At 68.6% G+C, this 16579-nt stretch carries 15 protein-coding genes; 14 read left to right on the plus strand and 1 reads right to left on the minus strand.

The features are described from left to right. Nucleotides 1-2 precede the first annotated feature (2 nt). The 11 genes from LQV39_RS19925 (at nt 3) to LQV39_RS19975 (ending at nt 10980) form a co-directional block, all read left to right on the plus strand. A complete protein-coding gene (locus tag LQV39_RS19925) occupies nt 3-458 on the plus strand; it encodes a chemotaxis protein CheW (protein ID WP_230028082.1) in 456 nt (151 codons plus the stop codon). Beyond that, the gene (locus LQV39_RS19930) at nt 455-1696 is read left to right on the plus strand and encodes a protein-glutamate O-methyltransferase CheR (RefSeq protein ID WP_230028085.1); all 1242 of its coding nucleotides are present in this window, start codon (nt 455-457) and stop codon (nt 1694-1696) included. Before LQV39_RS19925 ends, LQV39_RS19930 begins: the two co-directional genes overlap by 4 nt. Beyond that, complete coding sequence (locus LQV39_RS19935) at nt 1693-2385, plus strand: chemotaxis protein CheW (RefSeq protein ID WP_230028087.1); 693 nt, start codon at nt 1693-1695, stop codon at nt 2383-2385. The genes LQV39_RS19930 and LQV39_RS19935 overlap by 4 nt, the downstream gene beginning before the upstream one ends. Then, a complete protein-coding gene (locus tag LQV39_RS19940; protein ID WP_230028090.1) occupies nt 2382-4649 on the plus strand; it encodes a hybrid sensor histidine kinase/response regulator in 2268 nt (755 codons plus the stop codon). The genes LQV39_RS19935 and LQV39_RS19940 overlap by 4 nt, the downstream gene beginning before the upstream one ends. Then, nucleotides 4646-5638: a chemotaxis-specific protein-glutamate methyltransferase CheB gene (gene cheB, locus LQV39_RS19945; protein WP_230028092.1), complete on the plus strand. Its 993-nt coding sequence runs from the start codon at nt 4646-4648 to the stop codon at nt 5636-5638. The genes LQV39_RS19940 and cheB overlap by 4 nt, the downstream gene beginning before the upstream one ends. A 158-nt stretch (nt 5639-5796) precedes the next feature. After that, nucleotides 5797-6519, plus strand: a complete 723-nt coding sequence (locus tag LQV39_RS19950) for a cytochrome c (protein ID WP_374199449.1) — start codon at nt 5797-5799, stop codon at nt 6517-6519. Then, nucleotides 6516-7808, plus strand: coding sequence for a cytochrome c (locus LQV39_RS19955; protein WP_230028094.1), 1293 nt, complete (start codon nt 6516-6518; stop codon nt 7806-7808). The genes LQV39_RS19950 and LQV39_RS19955 overlap by 4 nt, the downstream gene beginning before the upstream one ends. A gap of 13 nt (nt 7809-7821) precedes the next feature. Beyond that, on the plus strand, nt 7822-8013 hold the full coding sequence (locus LQV39_RS19960; RefSeq protein ID WP_230028387.1) for a hypothetical protein: 192 nt from the start codon (nt 7822-7824) through the stop codon (nt 8011-8013). Further along, a complete protein-coding gene (locus LQV39_RS19965) occupies nt 8014-8565 on the plus strand; it encodes a cytochrome C oxidase subunit II (protein WP_230028097.1) in 552 nt (183 codons plus the stop codon). It begins immediately after the preceding gene. Between the two features lie 16 nt (nt 8566-8581). Then, nucleotides 8582-10186, plus strand: a complete 1605-nt coding sequence (locus tag LQV39_RS19970) for a cbb3-type cytochrome c oxidase subunit I (RefSeq protein WP_230028099.1) — start codon at nt 8582-8584, stop codon at nt 10184-10186. Then, nucleotides 10183-10980 (plus strand): cytochrome c, encoded by a 798-nt coding sequence (locus tag LQV39_RS19975; RefSeq protein ID WP_230028102.1) that lies wholly within the window; start codon nt 10183-10185, stop codon nt 10978-10980. Before LQV39_RS19970 ends, LQV39_RS19975 begins: the two co-directional genes overlap by 4 nt. A gap of 139 nt (nt 10981-11119) precedes the next feature. Here LQV39_RS19975 and murB read toward each other — a convergent pair whose 3' ends face one another. Continuing rightward, complete coding sequence (murB, locus tag LQV39_RS19980; RefSeq protein ID WP_230028105.1) at nt 11120-12142, minus strand: UDP-N-acetylmuramate dehydrogenase; 1023 nt, start codon at nt 12140-12142, stop codon at nt 11120-11122. 111 nt (nt 12143-12253) lie between these two features. On the opposite strand from murB, the gene LQV39_RS19985 reads away from it, so the two are divergent. The 3 genes from LQV39_RS19985 to LQV39_RS19995 all read left to right on the plus strand — a co-directional run bounded on the left by LQV39_RS19985 (nt 12254) and on the right by LQV39_RS19995 (nt 16575). Continuing rightward, nucleotides 12254-12739, plus strand: a complete 486-nt coding sequence (locus LQV39_RS19985; RefSeq protein WP_230028107.1) for a YajQ family cyclic di-GMP-binding protein — start codon at nt 12254-12256, stop codon at nt 12737-12739. 110 nt (nt 12740-12849) lie between these two features. After that, nucleotides 12850-14115 (plus strand): nitronate monooxygenase, encoded by a 1266-nt coding sequence (locus LQV39_RS19990; protein WP_230028109.1) that lies wholly within the window; start codon nt 12850-12852, stop codon nt 14113-14115. 66 nt (nt 14116-14181) lie between these two features. Further along, nucleotides 14182-16575, plus strand: a complete 2394-nt coding sequence (locus LQV39_RS19995) for an EAL domain-containing protein (protein ID WP_230028112.1) — start codon at nt 14182-14184, stop codon at nt 16573-16575. The last annotated feature ends 4 nt before the right edge of the window (nt 16576-16579 follow it).

Below are 16579 nucleotides of genomic sequence, written 5' to 3' on the forward strand. Positions count from 1 at the left end.
GCATGAAGGTGCTGGTGTTTCACATCGGGCGCGAACGCTATGCCCTGCCCCTGGCCGCGGTGCTGCGGGTGCTGCCGGTGGCGCGCCTGAAGCCGCTGCCGGGGGCGCCGCATTACGTGCCCGGCCTGCTCGACCTGCATGGCGAGCCGGTGCCCGTGATCGACCTCTCGCGCCTGGCCGGCAGTCCGCCGGATGCCATCCGCTACGACACGCGCATCCTGCTGCTCGACGTGCCGGCCCTCGGCAAGCCGCGGCGCCTGGGCCTGAAGGCCGAGCATGTGGCGGGCGTGGCCGATATCGACGCCGCCTTGCGCGAGGGCGGCGTGGCGGCCGCGCCCTGGCTCGGCGCAGTGGCGCCTGGCGGCGCTGAAGGCGGCGGCATGCTGCAGCTGATCGCGCCGGAGCGCCTGCTTGCGCCTGAGGTGGCCGCGCTCCTGTTCGGCGGAGCCGCGGCATGAACCTGCACCAGCTCCTCAAGAGCGGCACCGGGCTGGTGCTCCCGGGCGAGACGGTCGAACGCGCCGTGCGCGAACGCATGCTGAAACTTGGCCTGTCCGCGCGCGAGGACTACGCGCCCCTGCCCGGCACGCCGGAGTTCGAGGCCCTGGTCGACCTCGTGACCGTGCCCGAATCCTGGATGTTCCGCGACCCCGAGGTGTTCGAGACCGCCCTGCGCTTCGTCCAGCGCCGCCTGCTCAGCCATCCGGGACGGCAGCTGGCGATCCTGTCCCTGCCCTGCGCCGGCGGCGAGGAACCGTATTCGATGGCGATGGCGCTGGCGCACGCCGGCATCGATCCGGCGCAGTGCCGCATCGACGCGGTGGACCTGTCGCAGGCTGCCGTCGAACGCGCGCGCCTGGGCCGCTACACGCGCAATGCCTTCCGCGGCGCCGGCCTGGCCTTCCGCGAGCGCTGGTTCCGGAAAGACGGAAACGATGACGGCGACGCGTACCTGATCGGCGAGGCGCCGCGCCGCTACGTGCGCTTCAGCCAGGGCAACCTCCTGAAGCCGGCCGCGCTGGCGCAGAACGCCGGCCGCTACGACCTGGTGTTCTGCCGTAACCTGCTGATCTATTTCGACGAGCCCGGGCGCGCGGCGGCGGCGGCGGCCATCCAGGCACTGCTGCTGGACGATGGCCTGCTGCTGTCCGGCTGCGCCGAGGCGCCCGCCTTCTGCCGCGGCGGCTTTGCGCCGCAGTCGCCGGGCATTGCCTACGCGCTGCAGAAGCAGGCCCTGGCCACGGTGCGGCTTCGTCCGCGGCCCGCGCCCATGGCAGCGCCGAAAGCGGAGGGCGCGCGCCCGGCCGTGAAGCCGCAAGCCGCGCGCGCGCCGCGAGAAACCGCACGAGCCCCGGCCGCCGCCACGGTCGGCGGCTTGATCGCGCAAGCCCGCCAACTGGCCGACGCCGGCCGCCTGCCTGACGCCGACCGGGCCTGCCAGCAGGCGCTGGCCCTGCAGCCCGGGCTGGCCGAGGCCTGGTTCCTGCTCGGCCTGATCAGCGAAGCCGGCGGCGAGCCGCGTGCGGCCGAGCGCCACCTGCGCCGCTGCCTCTACCTGCAGCCCGAGCACTACGAAGCGCTGTGCAGCCTGGCCCTGCTGCGCGAACAGCGCGGCGACGCATCGGATGCGGACCTGCTGCGCCGGCGCGCCGCACGCGTGCACGCGCGCGATGGCAAGCAAGGAGCCACGCGATGAAACGCACGATGGGACAGCGGCCCGTGTTCGACCTGGCCCGCGACGACTGCTGGCGCCGCATCGGCGTGGCGGGCGACCGCAGCTGCGCCGAGCTGGAACGCCAGGTCCACTGCCGCAACTGCGGCGTGTATGCGGCGGCGGCCCAGCGCAACCTGCAACGCCCGGTCGAGCAGGACTACCGCGACGCCTGGGCGCGCGAACTGGCCCTGCCCGAACCGGCCCCGACGCCCACCGACGCCGCCGCCATGGTGTTCCGCATCGGCGCCGAATGGCTGGCGGTGCCGGTGGCGCTGGCGTCGAGCGTGGCGCCGCCGGCGCCCGTGCACCGCCTGCCGCACCGTGCAAACGGCGCCCTGCTCGGCGTGGTGAACGTCGGCGGGCGGGTGCTGCCGGCGGTGTCGCTGGCGGCGCTGCTCGGCATCGATACCGCCGGCGTGCCGGCGCCGGACGGCCGCCACGCCTTCGAACGCCTGCTGGTGCTGGCGCTGGCCAGCCACTGCGTCGCGCTGCCGGTGGCGGAGATGCACGGCATCCTGCGCCATGCGTCGAAAGCCATGCGTGCGCCTGCGGCCACGCTCGGCCACCAGCCCTCGCCGCTGCTGGCCGGCGTGATCGCCGACGCCGCCATCGAGGCCGGCCTGCTGGACGCCGCCCTGCTCGAACGGGCAATCGCGGGAGTGCTGCGATGAGCGTCGACCATTTCGGCCAGGACCTGAGCAGCTTCTCGATGCTGGACCTGTTCCGCATGGAGGCCCAGGCCCAGGCGCGCGTGCTCACCGACGGCCTGCTGCGCAGCGAGCGCGCGCCGGACGCCGCCACGCTGGAAGCGATGATGCGCGCCGCCCACTCGACCAAGGGCGCCGCCGCCATCGTCGGATTGGCCCCGATGGTCGACCTGGCGCACGCGATGGAAGATGTGTTCATCGCCGCCCAGCAGGGCCGGCTGACCTTGGGCGCCGGCGGCGTCGACGTGCTGCTCGGCGCGGTCGACCTGATGCGCGCGCTGGCCGGCCTGCCCGAAGCCGCGCTGCCCGGCGCCGGTCCGCACGCGGACCAGGTGGAGGCTGTGCTGGCGGCGCTGTCTGCGCTGCAGGCCGGCGCCGGGGCAGCGCCGGCGGTGGCGCCGCTGAAGCCCATCGCTTCTGCCCCCGTGCCCGTCCCGGTCCCTGTGATGATGCCAGCCGCGGCGCCGGCGGCGCCGGTGCAAGTCCCACGCAACGAACTGCTCACGCTGGCCGGCCAGGCGCGCCTGCACGCAGGCCGGCTGCGGCCCTGGGTCGATTCCCTGCAACGCTACAAGCGCCAGCAGCGCAGTGCCTTCGGCGCGATCGAACAGCTGAAGGAGGCGATCGCCAGGAACGGCGATCCGCACCTGCTGGAACTGGTGCGCCTGCTGGACGAGCGCGCCGCCACGCTGCCCGGGACCCTGCAGCGCATCATCCTCGACGCCGAGCACTACGAGCGCCAGGCCACGGGCGTGGCCACGCGCCTGGTCGACGAAGTGCTGGAACTGCACATGTGCCGCTTCGGCGACGGCCTGCACGGCCTGCCGCGCATGGTGCGCGACCTGGCGCGCAGCCTGGGCAAGGAGGTGCACCTGGACCTCAGCGGCGCCGACACCCTGGTCGACCGCGCCGTGCTGGTGCGCCTGGAAGCGCCCCTCAGCCAGTTGCTGCGCAATGCGGTCGACCACGGCATGGAGACGCCATCCGAACGCGCCGCCGCCGGCAAGCCGCGCGCCGGCACGATCCGCTTGTCTGCCCATCACCGTGGCGGAATGCTGTCCATCGAAGTCAGCGACGACGGCCGCGGCGTCGACACCGGGCAGGTCCGCCGCGCCGCCCTCGCGCGCCGCCTGGTCCCGCCGGGCATTGCGCAGGCCCTGTCCGCCGCGGAGCTGATGGAGTTCCTGTTCCTGCCCGGCTTTTCGCTGAAGGAGGACGCCGACGCCATCTCCGGCCGCGGCGTCGGACTCGACGTGGTGCACGAGATGGTGCAGGGCCAGAATGGCACGGTGCGGGTGGAGTCGACGCCCGGCGCGGGCTTTTGCACCACCATCGTGCTGCCGGTCACCCAGTCGATCGTGCGCGCGCTGGTGGCCGACGTCGGCGGCGAAGCCTATGCGCTGCCGATCGCGCGCGTGGAGCGCGTGCTGCGCGTGCCGGCGAGCAGCGTGCAGGCGCTGTCGGGCCGGCAGTACCTGGACCATGAGGGCGCCCACCTCGGCCTGGTGGCCGCCGCGAGGGTGCTCGAACTGGGCGAGGCGACAGCATCGGATGCCGGCGGCGAGCTGGCGGTGATCGTCATCGGCAGCGCGCGTGAGCGCTACGGGCTGGTCGTCGACGATGTGCGCGGCGAGCAAAGCCTGACGGTGCAGCCGCTCGAGCCCATGTTCGGCAAGCTGCGCGACGTCGCCTCCTGCGCCCTGCTCGACGACGGCGCCCCGGTGCTGGTCCTGGACGTGCCGGACATGCTGCTGTCGATCGCCCGCCTGCTGGAGGCGGGCGAATCGCTGCAGCCGGCGCCGCAGGCGCAGGCGGCGGCACGCGCCGCGCAGCAGGCCGCGCGCCGCATCCTGGTGGTCGACGATTCGCTGACGGTGCGCGAGATGCAGCGCAAGCTGCTGGCCGCGCGCGGCTACCGGGTCGACGTCGCACTGGATGGCGCCGACGGCTGGAACAGCGTGCGCGCCGACGATTACGACCTGCTGATCACCGACATCGACATGCCGCGCCTGGACGGCATACAGCTGCTCGAACGCATCCGCCAGGACCCGCGCCTGCAGCGCCTGCCGGTGATGATCGTGTCCTACAAGGACAGGCCGGAAGACCGCGCGCGCGGCCTCGAAGCCGGCGCCGACTGGTACCTGGCCAAGGGCGCCTTCCACGACGCCACCCTGCTCGACGCCGTGCGCGACCTGATCGGCGAAGCCCACCCGGAGACGGCACCATGAAGATCGGCATCGCCAACGACGTCCCGATGGCCGCCGAGGCCCTGCGCCGCGTGCTCAAGGCCAGCGGCGAACACGAGCTCACCTGGGTCGCGCGCACCGGCCTCGACGCCGTGCGCCTGTGCGCCGACCTGCGCCCCGACCTGGTGCTGATGGACCTCGACATGCCCCTGCTCGACGGTGTCGAAGCGACCCGGCGCATCATGGCCAGCACGCCCTGCGCGATCCTGGTGGTGACCGCGCGCCCGCAGGACAATGTCGGCCAGGTCTTCCGCGCGCTCGGCGCCGGCGCCCTCGACGTGGTCGCCACCCCGGTGCTGCTCGGCCGCGAGGACGGCGCCGGCGCGCTGCTGGCCAAGATCCGCACCATCGGCAAGCTGGTGAAAGGACGCCCTGCACCGGTGCCGGTCAGCAGTCCGCGCGTGGCGCGCCTGGTCGCGCTCGGCGCCTCGACTGGCGGCCCGGCAGCGCTGGCGCGCCTGTTCGCCGACTGGCGCCCGCCGCTGGACACCGCCGCGGTGGTGGTCCAGCACATCGACGCCAGCTTCTCCACCCAGCTGGTGAAATGGCTGGGCGAGCAGACCCCGGTGAAAGTCGTCGCCATCGATGACGGCGACCACCTGGAAGGTGGCGTGGTGCAGGTGGCCGCAACGTCCGACCACCTGCGCCTGGCCCCAGGCCACCGCCTGCGCTACGACGCCCATCCACGCGACGAGATCCACCGTCCGTCCATCGACGTGTTCTTCCGCTCGGTGGCGCGGTATTGGGACCGCAAGGCCACCGGCGTCTTGCTGACCGGCATGGGCCGCGACGGCGCCGCCGGCCTGCTGGCCATGCGTCTTGCCGGCCAGGCGACCATCGCGCAGGACGAGGATAGCAGCGCGGTGTACGGCATGCCGCGCGCGGCCGCCGAGCTGGGGGCGGCGCAGTATGTTTTGCCGATTGGCAAAATTGCGGCTGCCTTGTCGGCCCAAGGCGGCGGCGCGGCCTGAGCGGCAAAATCGGTAAATTTTGCCTCCTCCGCCACTGAATTTCACTCACATTCGGTAAATACATATCCGTGCGCGGGGCTACGCAAATGCTGTGATACGTTCGTTATCACGACGATGAGGAACCGGCCCTGCACAGGCCGGCAGGTGGAGTCTTGCGGATGAAAATTCTCACAGCTTCGATCGCTATCCTGTTGGCCGCGCAGGCCGGCGCCGCCTTTGCCCAGGCCACTGCCGCCGACCGCATCCCGGACACCATGGAAGCGCGGGTCCAGGCCTGCACCGGCTGCCACGGCGCCCAGGGACGCGGGGTCGAGAACGTCTACTTCCCGCGCCTGGCCGGCAAGCCGGCCGGCTACCTGTACAACCAGCTGGTGGCCTTCCGCGACGGCCGCCGCAAGTACGTCCCCATGAATTACCTGCTGGCCTACCTTCCCGACGCCTACCTGATGCGTATGGCCGAGCATTTCGCGGCGCTGAATCCGCCGCCGCTGGTGCAGCCCTCCGTGTCGCGTCCGGCCTCGCTGCTGGCCGAGGGCCGGCGCATTGTCACTCAGGGCCTGCTGGGCAAGAAGATCCCGGCCTGCATCACCTGCCATGGCGCGGAACTGGGCGGCCGCGAGCCCGGCATCCCCGGCCTGCTGGGCCTGCGCGCCGACTATGTGAGCGCCCAGCTCGGCGCCTGGCGCTTCGGGGTCCGCACGGCACTGGCGCCTGACTGCATGCAATACATCGCTTCCAGCCTCAGCGAACCCGAAGTGGCCGCCGTATCGGCCTATTTGTCCTCGCTGCCGGTGACGGCCTCGCGTCCGCTACGCCAGCCCGGCATGCGGCTGCCGATCGCGTGCGGCAGCCAACCGCAGAAACCGGAGGCCAGCCGATGAACATCTTCAGGAAGATGCTGCCGGCCGCCCTGCTGGCCATGCTGGCCGGAGGCGCCGCCTGGGTCGCGCCCTCGCTGGCGCAGAACAAATCCGAGAACAAGGCTGCGCCGGCGGCGCGCCAGCAATCGGTCGTCGAGCGCGGCAAGTACCTGGCCCAGGCAGGAGATTGCATCGCCTGCCACACGGTGCCGGGCGCTAAGATCTTTTCCGGCAACCGCCCGATGCCGACGCCCTTCGGCACCCTGTACGCGCCCAACATCACGCCCGACCGCGAGACCGGCATCGGCAAGTGGAGCGCCGACGACTTCTACAACATGATGCACACGGGCCGCTCGCCCAAGGGCTACCTGCTCTACCCGGCGATGCCCTTCGCGTCCTACACCAAGGTCACGCGCGCCGACAGCGACGCCATCTTCGCCTACCTGCGCTCGGTCCCGGCGGTGCGCCTGCAGACACGCGAGCACGAGCTGCGCTTCCCCTACAACAACCGCGCCCTGCTGATCGGCTGGCGCACCCTCTATTTCAAGGAAGGCGAATACCAGCCTGACCGCCGCAAGTCGGTGGAATGGAACCGCGGCGCCTACCTGGTTCAGGGCCTCGGCCACTGCGCGATGTGCCACACGCCGATCAACGCCCTGGGCGGCTCGTCGCAGGAACGGGCCTTCCAGGGCGGCCTGATCCCGATGCAGAACTGGTATGCGCCTTCCCTCACTTCGAACCGCGAGGCCGGTCTCGGCGACTGGGCGCTGCAGGACATCGTCGACCTGCTGCAGAAGGGCGTGTCGAACCGCGGCACCGTCTACGGGCCGATGGCGGAGGTCACCTTCAACAGCCTGCAGTTCATGAGCGATGAGGACGTGCGCGCCATGGCCGTCTACCTGAAAAGTCTGCCGGCAGACCAGGGGCCGGCCTCCGATCCGGCCGAAGCCCCGGCCCGGGCCGACGTCAACCAGGCCTATTCCGAAGGAAAGCGCATCTACGCGGCACGCTGCGCCAGCTGCCACGGCGCCGAGGGACGCGGCAAGCTGCCTCACTATCCGCCGCTGGCGCGCAACCAGTCGATCGGCATGAGCTCGGCCGTCAATCCGATCCGGATGGTGCTGAACGGCGGCTACCCGCCCGGCACGCGGCGCAATCCCATGCCCTACGGGATGCCGCCCTTTGCCCAGGACCTGAACGACAACGAGATCGCAGCGGTGGTGACCTTCATCCGCACCGCCTGGGGCAACCGCGGGGCGCCGGTAAATGCGCGCGAGGTCAACCAGCTGCGGTCGGCCACGGTCGAATAACAACGGAGGCAACGTGTTCCTGGAACCGACAGACATGACGAATGGCGGCGCCGCCGACAGCGCGGCCGAGCAACGCCGGGTCGACGAGATCGTCGCCCGCGGTCCGGGCGGCGCCTTCGCCCTGGCCGGCATCGCGGTGGCGATCGTGATGGCGCTCTGGCTCGCCTTCTATTTCCTTGTCTTCGTGGCGCGCGGAGGGGATTGAATGAGCACGGACGTCGCAGCAAGGGCCGAAGCGCGCTGGGCCTGGATCGTTGGCGCCATCATCCTGTTCCTGGTGGCGATGATGGCCTATATGAGCCTGCACTGGGCCGCCATGCCGCCGACGCGCACCGAGACCGTCGACCCAACCACCCTGCACATCGCCGGCGAATTCGTCGAGACGAATCTGGGTTCCGTGGCCGAGCCGGATGGCACCGTCACGGTGCGGGTACTGGCCAACCAATATTCGTTCACGCCCCAATGCATCGTGGTGCCGGCCAACACCCCGTTGCACTTCCGCGGCACCGCGGCCGACGTCGTGCACGGCTTCTCGGTCAGCAAGAGCAACGTCAACCTGATGCTCATCCCCGGCTATATCTCGAACTTTCGCACGAAGTTCGAACAGACCGGCGAGCACGTGATGCCCTGCCACGAATACTGCGGCACCGGCCACGCCGCCATGTGGGCGCACGTGAAAGTGATAGCCAGGGACGAATTCATGCGGCAGGCTGCGGCCGCAGCCGCGGCGGGAAGGAGGATGAGCTGTGTTCAGTAAGGATTCCAGGCGTTTAGTGCTGTCCCATTTCTGGGTGGCCTTTGCCGCCTTCTTCGTCGCCCTCGTGCTGGGAGAATGGCAGATGGTCATCCGCAGCCCGCTGGTCGACTGGATCGGCAACCCCGAGCTCTACTACCGCTCGGTGACGGCCCACGGTTCGGCGATGGGTTATGTGTTCCCGACCCTGGTGGCGATGGGCTTCGGCTACGCCATCGTCGAGCTGTCGCTGAAGCAGCCGCTGGTCGGGCGGCGCTGGGCCTGGACCGGCTTCGCGCTGGTGGTGCTCGGCACCGTGGTCGCGATGGCGCCGGTGTCGGCGGGCCTGGCTACCGTGCTGTACACCTTCTATCCGCCGCTGATCGGCCACCCGGCCTACTACATCGGCGTGGTGCTGGTGGTGGTCGGCTCCTGGATCTGGGTGGCGCTGATGTCGGTGAACCTGCGGGTCTGGAAGAAGGCCCATCCCTTTGATGCGGTGCCGCTGCCGATGTTCGCCAACCTGGCCGGCGCCTACCTGTGGGCCTGGACCTCGGTCGGCGCCGCGGTCGAGATCCTGTTCCTGATCCTGCCGGTGGCGCTGGGCTTCAAGAACACCATCGACGCCGGCCTGGCGCGCGTGTTCTTTTCCTGGACCCTGCACGCGATCGTCTACTTCTGGCTGATGCCGGCCTACATCGCCTTCTACACCCTGGTGCCGCGCGCCATTGGCGGGCGCCTGTACAGCGACGTCATGGGCCGGATCTCGTTCATCCTGTTCCTGGTGTTCTCGATGCCGATCGGGATGCACCACCTGTTCCAGGATCCGCAGGTCGGCTCCGGCATGAAGTTCCTGCACGCCGTGTTCACGGCCATGGTGTCGGTGCCGACCCTGCTGACGGTGTTCACGATCGCGGCCTCGGTCGAGATCGCCGGTCGGCTGCGCGGCGGCACCGGCGCGCTTGGCTGGGTCAAGGCCCTGCCCTGGCGTAACCCGATGATGCTGGCGGTGGCCTTTTCCTTCATCCTGCTAGGCTTTGGCGGCGCGGGCGGCCTGATCAACATGAGCTACCAGCTGGACTTTGCCGTCCATAACACGCAGTGGATCACCGGCCACTTCCACCTGATCTTCGCCGGCGCGATCGTCATCATGTATTTCGCTGTCGCCTACGACCTGTGGCCCCACCTGACCGGCCGTGCCCTGGTCCAGGACGGCATGATCAAGGCCCAGCTGTGGCTGTGGTTCGTCGGCATGATCATCCTCACCTTCCCCTGGCACGTGGTGGGCGTGATGGGCATGCCGCGCCGCATGGCCTATTTCGACTACACCAATCCAGAAATCGCACCGCAGGCGGTGACGGTCCTGATCAGCTCGGTCGGTGGCCTGTTACTGGTAATTTCCGGCCTGCTGTTCCTGCTGGTACTGCTGCGCGGCCACCGCAGCCGGGTCATCGAGCTGCCTGAGTTCCGCTTCAGCCAGCCGGTGCATGCGACCGGGCGCCTGCCCGTCGCCCTGAACAGCTACGCGCTGTGGCTGGCGCTGATGATCGGCCTGTCGATCGTCAACTACGGCTATCCGATCGCCCAGTTGGCGTCGCTGAAGCAGACCTCGGTGCCGGCGGTGCCGGTGGGAGGCAAGCCATGAACGAGCCGCTGTTTTCGATGAAGAACCGCTGGTTCACGATCAGCGTAGGCGCAGTGGTGCTGGTTGCGGTACTGGCCGCGCTGGTGGGGCTGGTCTGGCTGCCGCGCGTGCATGCGCAAGACCCGTCGGCCTCGCTGTGGGATGCGATCTGCAGCGCGGCCGGCGCCCCGGCGCGTTACCAGAACCCGGCCCTGCCCGACGAAAAGGCGGTGTACCCGACCAGCGTCATCGTCAACAGCCAGATGATGGGCGCCGTTGACACCGCTTCGGTCGGCCGCGGCGCCACCCTGGCCCTGCAATGCAGCATGTGCCATGGCGCCCGCGGCACTGCCTCGGCCGGCACCGACGCGCCCCACTTGGCGGGCCAGCCGCCCACCTCCACCTACAAGCAGCTGCGCGACTTCAAGTCCGGCCACCGTCCGAGTTCCGTGATGCAGCCGCTGGCGACCAACCTCAGCGATCAGGACATGCGCGACCTCGCCGCTTTCTACTCGCAGCAGACGCGCGAGACCCTGATCCAGCATGCGAGCCTGCGCGAGCAGGTGCCGCGCCTGGTCAGCAACGGCTCGCCGATGCGCAATATCGGCGCCTGCGCGACCTGCCACAGCCCGGGCGTGGCGCGCGCCGCCACCCCGATCCTGGACGGCCTGCCGGAAGCCTACCTGCGCGACCAGTTGAACGCCTTCAAGTCGGGCCGCCGCGCGAACGACATCAACCAGCAGATGCGGAATGCGGCGCACCAGTTGAGCGAGCAGGAGGTAGATATCCTGGCGAAATATTACGCGGCACGCTGATTCGCCATGGCCGACTGGAACCAAGGCCTGGAGCCACCGTCTTAGCGTAATTCTGCTTCGCTTTTCGTAAGGGGTGACATCGCTGGTCGTCTTCCACGCGCTGACGGGCGACGCGCCTACCGCGAAGGAGCCGGCGCCCTCAGACCATCACCGGTTCCGGCTCCAGCCGCACCCCGAAGCGCCCTTGCACATCCGCCTGGATCGCGCGCGCCAGCGCCAGCACTTCCGCGCCGCTGGCGCCGCCATTGTTCACCAGCACCAGCGCCTGCTTCGGATAGACGCCGGCGCGGCCCAGCGCCCTCCCCTTCCAGCCGCACTGGTCGATCAGCCAGCCGGCCGCCAGCTTCTCGCTGCCGTCGGGCTGAGGATGGTGAACCAGGTTCCGCCAGCTCGCCAGCAGCTGTGCGCAATGCTCGCCGGAGACCAGCGGGTTCTTGAAGAAGCTGCCGGCATTGCCGATCTCCGCCGGGTCCGGCAGCTTGCGGCGGCGGATCGCGATGACGGCGTCGGCCACCTGGCGCGGGTTCGGCGCGGCGATGCCCTCGAGTTCGCGCGCCAGCTCGGCATAGCGCAGGTTGGGCGCCCAGGCGCGCGGCAGCGCGAACGTCACGTCCAGCACGGCCAGTTGGCGGCCCTCTTCGTGCTTGAAAATGCTGTCGCGGTAGGCGAAGCGGCAGGCGGCGGCGTCCATCGTCCGCGTGGTCCCACTGGCGAAGTCGAAGGCCGTGAGCGAGTGGAACAGGTCCTTGATCTCGGCCCCGTAGGCGCCGATGTTCTGGATCGGCGAGGCGCCCACCGTGCCCGGAATCAGCGACAGGTTTTCCAGCCCGCCCAGGCCCTGGTCCAGGGTCCACTGCACGAAGCCGTGCCAGTTTTCGCCGGCCTGGGCGCGCACCAGGATGGCGTCCGGCGTTTCGCCGACGATCTCCTTGCCCGCCAGCGCCATGTGCAGCACCAGCAGGTCGACCTCGTCGCGGGTGATCAGCAGGTTGCTGCCGCCGCCCAGCACCAGGCGCGGCAGCGCGGCCAATTCCGGATCGGCGGCGAGCTGCGCCAGTTGCGCGGGATCCTCGACGCGCAGGTAGCGCTTGGCGCGGGCTGGAATGCCGAAGGTGTTGAATTGCTGGAGGGAGATGTCGTGTGCGATGGGCAGTGCTTGCATGGGTGGCTGGATCCGGAGTTGGCCCGCTGATTATAGAGGGAAACTCGCGCCACCGCGGCAGCGGTCCGTTACAATATCGCCATCTGTCACCATATAAAAGAAGGAATTACGATGCCATCGTTTGACGTCGTCTGCGAAGCGGACATGGTCGAAGTGAAGAACGCGGTCGAAAACTCGAGCAAGGAAATCGAGACCCGCTTCGATTTCAAGGGCACCTCGGCCAAGGTCGAGCAGAAGGACAAGGAAATCACCCTGTTCGGCGATTCCGATTTCCAGATCTCCCAGGTGAAGGACGTCCTGCTGAACAAGATGACCAAGCGCAAGGTCGACGTCCGCTTCCTGGACGAAGGCAAGATCGAGAAGATCGGCGGCGACAAGGTCAAGCAGGTGATCAAGGTGCGTAACGGCATCGAGAGCGAGGACGCCAAGAAGATCACCAAGCTGGTCAAGGAAAGCAAGATGAAGGTGCAGGCCTCGATCCAGGGCGAATCCGTGCGCGTCACCGGCAAGGATCGCGATACCCTGCAGGAAGCCATCGCCATGTTGCGCAAGGATGTCCAGGATCTGCCGCTCGCCTTCAACAACTTCCGCGACTGAGCCGGAAAGCCGGGCCGTTAGCGCACGACCGTGCGGTAAATGGCCCTCTGTAAAGCCCCTCTCCTGCGGTAAAATGGCGGGCGATAAGTCTATGGCTGTTAAGGAATGCAATGAAACGTGTAGATGATTTCCGCCTGCGCTTGGGTGGCAAGGAATATGTGCCCATCATGATCGGCGGAATGGGAGTCGATATCTCGACCTCCGAACTTGCGCTGGAGGCGGCGCGCCTCGGCGGGATTGGCCACATTTCCGATGCGATGGTGCCTGATGTGTCGGACCGCAAGTTCGATACGAGCTTCGTCAAGGAAAAGACCAAGCTCTACAAGTTCAACATCAACAACATGGACAAGTCGGTGGTCCAGTTCGACCTCGAGCGCCTGGCCGAGGCGACCCGCCTGCACGTGGGCGCGACCATGCAGGCGAAGAAAGGCGATGGCCTGATCTTCGTGAACTGCATGGAAAAGCTGACCATGAACGCGCCGAAGGAAACCCTGCGCACCCGCCTGTCGGCCGCGCTCGACGCCGGCATCGACGGCATCACCATGTCGGCCGGCCTGCACCTGGGTTCGTTCGATCTGATCAAGGACCACTCGCGCTTCCGCGAAGCCAAGCTGGGCATCATCGTGTCCTCGGTGCGCGCGCTGCAGCTGTTCCTGCGCAAGGTCTCGCGCCTGAACCGCAATCCCGACTACATCATCGTCGAAGGCCCGCTGGCCGGCGGCCACCTCGGCTTCGGCATCGACGACTGGCAGCAGTACGACCTGCACACCATCATGGACGAGATCCATGCGTACATGAAGGCGGAAAACCTGGACATCCCGCTGATCGCCGCGGGCGGCATCTTCACCGGCAGCGATGCGGTGAGTTTCCTCGAAAAAGGCGCCGGCGGCGTGCAGGTGGCGACCCGCTTCACCGTGACCCGCGAGTGCGGCCTGCCTGACGACGTCAAGCAGGAATACTACCGCGCCAGCGAGGAAGACATCATCGTCAACGGCGTTTCGCCGACCGGCTATCCGATGCGCATGCTGAAGCAGACCCCGGCGATCGGTTCCGGCATCCGCCCGGGCTGCGAGTCCTACGGCTACCTGCTGGACGCGACCGGCAACTGCGCCTACATCAACTCGTACAACCGCGAGGTGCAGGCGAATCCGGGTTCGAAGGACATCAAGGTCTTCGACAAGACCTGCCTGTGCACCCATATGCGCAACTTCAACTGCTGGACCTGCGGCTCGACCACCTGGCGCCTGAAGGACACGACCCACAAGCTGGCCGACGGCAGCTACCAGATCCTGTCTGCCGAGCACGTGTTCAAGGACTACCAGTTCAGCGTCGACAACCAGCTCGCCCTGCCCCCGCGCGCCGAAGCCGCCGCCTGATATTCTTCACGGAACGGTTCCCGTGAACCGCTGTCCAACAGCGGTTGGCCTTGCATGGGAACCCCGATGTTCGACACCGATCCGCCCGCGCACGCCGTCTTCCTGACGGACGATGCGGGCAACATCATTACCTGGAATGCGGGCTGCGAAGCCCTGTTCGGCATGCCCGCCGATGGCGCTCTCGGCCGTCCCGTCACCGGCCTGTTCGTCGCCAGCGCGCGCGACGCCTGGACCGCCGGCTGGGCCGCCCTGGTCCAGCATCCCGAAGGCGCCCAGCTGAACGCCGACCTGCGCTGCTGCGACAATCGCGTCTTCTCCGCCACGCTGGCGCTGGCGCCGCAAATCGACGCTGCCGGCCGGCTGCTCGGCTGCGCCGTCGCCGTCACCACCGAATTCGAGCGCGGCGCGCCCGAATCCGAGCATGTCGCCCGCACCCCGCTGTCGGCCGTGGTCGACCTCTTCCCCGGCACCTTCTATGCCCTCAACCGCGAGGGCCGCTTCGTGCTGTGGAACCGTAACCTGGAACGCCTGACCGGCATGGCGCCGGAAGAACTGGCGGCCGCGCGCGCGCCCGACCTGCTAGACCTGGAACAGCGCCCCCTGCTCAATGACGCCATCCGCCGCGTGCTCGACGAAGGCAAAGAGGTGAAGCTGGAAGTCGAGTACGTGGCGCGCAGCGGCAAGGAGATCCCAGTGCTGCTGTGCGGCACCCGGGTCCACTGCAACGGCGGCCATTACGTGTTCGGGATCGGCATCGACATCGGCGAACGGCGCCAGCGCGAGGAGCAGCTGAACCTGCGCGAACGCGCCCTGCACGCGGCCAGCAACGGCATCGTGATCGCCCGCAGCGAGGGCCCGGACAACCCGATCGAATACGTCAACCCGGCCTTCGAGCGCATCAGTGGCTATTCCGCCGCGGAAGTGGTGGGCCGCGACCCGCGCTTCATGGCCGCGCCCGGCATGGACACGGGCGAGCGCGCCGAGCTGCACGAGGCGATCTCGGCGCAACGCTCGGTCAACGTGGTGCTGCGCAACCTGCGCAAGAACGGCGAGCTGTTCTGGAACGACCTGAACATCACCCCGGTCCACGACGAGCACGGCACGGTCACCCACTTCATCGGCGTCATCAACGACGTCACCGCGGCCATGCTGCGCACCGCCCACCTCGAACACGAGGTCAACCACGACCCGCTGACCGGGCTGGCCAACCGCAACCTGCTGTGGGACCGGCTCGACCAGGCGGTGCACATGGCGCAGCGCCAGAAATCGCTGGTGGCCACCGTGCTGATCGACCTGAACAACTTCAAGACCATCAACGACACCCTGGGACACGAGGCCGGCGACGTGGTGCTGAAGGTGGTGGCGCGGCGCCTGCAGGCCTCGGTGCGCGACAGCGACACGGTGGCGCGCATGTCCGGCGACGAATTCGTGCTGGTGCTGGCGAACCAGCCCTCGCTGCGCTTCACCCTGCGCATGGTCGAGCGGCTGCGCCAGAGCTTTGCGATTCCGGTGTCCTTCAACGGCCGCGAGATCGCGGTCGGGGCCAGCGTCGGCGTTGCGCTCTACCCGCACGACGGCACCACCGCCACCGAGCTGGTGCGCGCGGCCGACGTTGCCATGTACCACGGCAAGGGCAATGGCCACAACGACGTGCATTTCTTCTCGGCCGACATGCGATCGAGTAACGACGCCAAGCGCAAGCTCGAGGAAGACCTGAAGCACGCGCTCGAGAACGACGAGCTGTTCCTGCTCTACCAGCCGCACGTCTCGCTACGCACCGGCAAGGTGATGGGCTTCGAGGCCCTGCTGCGCTGGCGCCACCCGGAACAGGGCGTGCTGCCGCCCAGCCGCTTCCTGGCCGAGGCCGAGGAAAACGGCGTCATCGTGCCGATCGGCCGGCGCGTGCTGGACCATGCCTGCACCTTCGCCGCCCGGCTGCGCCAGGGCGGGGTGCACGACGTGCCCGTCACGGTCAACGTGTCCTACCGCGAATACAGCCAGGGCGACTTCGTCGACAAGCTGGCAGCCATGCTGGCGCGCTACACCCTCCCGGCCGACAGCCTGCAGCTCGACCTGCCTATCGACGGCCTGCTGCGCAATCCCGCCCTCGGCCGCGACGTCGCCCGCCAGCTGCGCGCGCTCGGCGTCTGCCTGTCGGTGGACGGCTTCGGCGCCGGCCTGTGCGACCTCGCCTACCTGCAGCAGCTCGAAGCCAGCCAGGTCAAGCTGTCGCGCCACACCGTGCACGGCATTGCCGACGGCACCAGCGCCCTGGTGAAAAGCCTGATCGACATCGGGCACAACCTGAACATGGAGGTGGTGGGCGAAGCGGTGGAAACACGGCCGCAGATGGACTTTTTGAAGTCGCATGGCTGCGACCAGTTTCAGGGGATCTGGTTCAGTGAGCCGCTGGATGCGGATGCGGCTCAACAAATGTTAAGGTCTCACCAACCGGCCTGACCCG

The organism is Massilia sp. Bi118, from assembly GCF_918697865.1.
Lineage (GTDB): Bacteria > Pseudomonadota > Gammaproteobacteria > Burkholderiales > Burkholderiaceae_D > Telluria.